Origin of the sequence: Providencia alcalifaciens DSM 30120 (genome assembly GCF_000173415.1) — a bacterium.
Taxonomy (GTDB): domain Bacteria; phylum Pseudomonadota; class Gammaproteobacteria; order Enterobacterales; family Enterobacteriaceae; genus Providencia; species Providencia alcalifaciens.
Genome location: NZ_ABXW01000039.1, coordinates 1 through 3,126 on the forward strand (window position 1 = coordinate 1; position 3,126 = coordinate 3,126).

A 3,126-nucleotide genomic window follows, 5' to 3' on the forward strand; every position below is an offset into this window, starting at 1 on the left:
ACTCTCGTCGAAAATCAACTCTATCTCTCTAAAACACCTTCGGTGTTGTCAGGTTAAGCCTCACGGTTCATTAGTATTGGTTAGCTCAACGTATCGCTACGCTTACACACCCAACCTATCAACGTCTTAGTCTTAAACGTTCCTTTAGGACCCTTAAAGAGTCAGGGAAGACTCATCTCAAGGCAAGTTTCCCGCTTAGATGCTTTCAGCGGTTATCTTTTCCGCACTTAGCTACCGGGCAATGCCATTGGCATGACAACCCGAACACCAGTGGTGCGTCCACTCCGGTCCTCTCGTACTAGGAGCAGCCCCTTTCAATCTTCCAACGCCCACGGCAGATAGGGACCGAACTGTCTCACGACGTTCTAAACCCAGCTCGCGTACCACTTTAAACGGCGAACAGCCGTACCCTTGGGACCTACTTCAGCCCCAGGATGTGATGAGCCGACATCGAGGTGCCAAACACCGCCGTCGATATGAACTCTTGGGCGGTATCAGCCTGTTATCCCCGGAGTACCTTTTATCCGTTGAGCGATGGCCCTTCCATTCAGAACCACCGGATCACTAAGACCTACTTTCGTACCTGCTCGAGCCGTCACTCTCGCAGTCAAGCTGGCTTATGCCTTTGCACTAACCGCATGATGTCCGACCATGCTTAGCCAACCTTCGTGCTCCTCCGTTACTCTTTGGGAGGAGACCGCCCCAGTCAAACTACCCACCAGACACTGTCCGCACCCCAGATAATGGGGCAACGTTAGAACATCAAACATTAAAGGGTGGTATTTCAAGGTTGGCTCCACGCAGACTGGCGTCCACGCTTCAAAGCCTCCCACCTATCCTACACATCAAGGCTCAATGTTCAGTGTCAAGCTATAGTAAAGGTTCACGGGGTCTTTCCGTCTTGCCGCGGGTACACTGCATCTTCACAGCGAGTTCAATTTCACTGAGTCTCGGGTGGAGACAGCCTGGCCATCATTACGCCATTCGTGCAGGTCGGAACTTACCCGACAAGGAATTTCGCTACCTTAGGACCGTTATAGTTACGGCCGCCGTTTACTGGGGCTTCGATCAAGAGCTTCTCCTTACGGATAACCCCATCAATTAACCTTCCAGCACCGGGCAGGCGTCACACCGTATACGTCCACTTTCGTGTTTGCACAGTGCTGTGTTTTTAATAAACAGTTGCAGCCAGCTGGTATCTGCGACTGGCTTCAGCTCCATCCGCAAGGGACTTCACCTAATGCCAGCGTGCCTTCTCCCGAAGTTACGGCACCATTTTGCCTAGTTCCTTCACCCGAGTTCTCTCAAGCGCCTGAGTATTCTCTACCTGACCACCTGTGTCGGTTTGGGGTACGATTAATGATAATCTAGAGCTTAGAGGCTTTTCCTGGAAGCAGGGTATCAGCTACTTCGCCACCGTAGTGACTCGTCATCAGACCTCAGCATATAGTGAACCGGATTTGCCTAATTCACCTGCCTACATCCTTAAACCGGGACAACCGTCGCCCGGCCAGCCTAACCTTCTCCGTCCCCCCATCGCAATTATCACCAGTACGGGAATATTAACCCGTTGCCCATCGACTACGCATTTCTGCCTCGCCTTAGGGGTCGACTCACCCTGCCCCGATTAACGTTGGACAGGAACCCTTGGTCTTCCGGCGTGCGGGTTTTTCACCCGCATTATCGTTACTTATGTCAGCATTCGCACTTCTGATACCTCCAGCATACCTCACAGTACACCTTCACAGGCTTACAGAACGCTCCCCTACCCAACAATATTTACATATCGCTGCCGCAGCTTCGGTGCATAGTTTAGCCCCGTTACATCTTCCGCGCAGGCCGACTCGACCAGTGAGCTATTACGCTTTCTTTAAATGATGGCTGCTTCTAAGCCAACATCCTGGCTGTCTGAGCCTTCCCACTTCGTTTCCCACTTAACTATGACTTTGGGACCTTAGCTGGCGGTCTGGGTTGTTTCCCTCTTCACGACGAACGTTAGCACCCGCCGTGTGTCTCCCGTGATAACATTCTTCGGTATTCGTAGTTTGCATCGAGTTGGTAAGTCGGGATGACCCCCTAGTCGAAACAGTGCTCTACCCCCGAAGATGAGTTCACGAGGCGCTACCTAAATAGCTTTCGGGGAGAACCAGCTATCTCCCGGTTTGATTGGCCTTTCACCCCCAGCCACAAGTCATCCGCTAATTTTTCAACATTAGTCGGTTCGGTCCTCCAGTTAGTGTTACCCAACCTTCAACCTGCCCATGGCTAGATCACCGGGTTTCGGGTCTATACCCTGCAACTCATTCGCCCAGTTAAGACTCGGTTTCCCTACGGCTCCCCTATACGGTTAACCTTGCTACAGAATATAAGTCGCTGACCCATTATACAAAAGGTACGCAGTCACACCACAAGGGTGCTCCCACTGCTTGTACGTACACGGTTTCAGGTTCTATTTCACTCCCCTCGCCGGGGTTCTTTTCGCCTTTCCCTCACGGTACTGGTTCACTATCGGTCAATCAGGAGTATTTAGCCTTGGAGGATGGTCCCCCCATATTCAGACAGGATAACACGTGTCCCGCCCTACTCGTCGAGTTCACAACACTAACACCTTCGGATACGGGGCTATCACCCTTTACTGCCGGCCTTTCCAGACCGTTCTCCTGATGCTAATGCTGATTAAGACTCTGGGCTGCTCCCCGTTCGCTCGCCGCTACTAGGGGAATCTCGGTTGATTTCTTTTCCTCGAGGTACTGAGATGTTTCAGTTCCCTCGGTTCGCCTCGTTTGACTATGTATTCATCAAACGATAGTGCAACGAATTGCACTGGGTTTCCCCATTCGGAAATCGTCGGTTATAACGGTTCATATCACCTTACCGACGCTTATCGCAGATTAGCACGTCCTTCATCGCCTCTGATTGCCTAGGCATCCACCGTGTACGCTTAGTCGCTTAACCTCACAACCCGAAGGTGTCTTTATGTCAGTCGACAAGAAACCCGACGGCTTCGTGTCTGTGGACAACATCTTCAAGTTGAGATTTTTGAGAGACTCTCACATTGTTTAAGCGATAAACAATGTGCGTTGTTTTCAATTTTCAGCTTGTTCCAGATTGTTAAAGAGCATAATT

The 3,126-nt window shown here is 51.0% G+C and carries 1 rRNA gene; it reads right to left on the reverse strand.

Annotated features, from left to right (window positions below):
• Window positions 1-49 precede the first annotated feature (49 nt).
• Window positions 50-2,955: ribosomal RNA gene (locus PROVALCAL_RS06530) — 23S ribosomal RNA — on the reverse strand.
• Window positions 2,956-3,126: the final 171 nt, after the last annotated feature.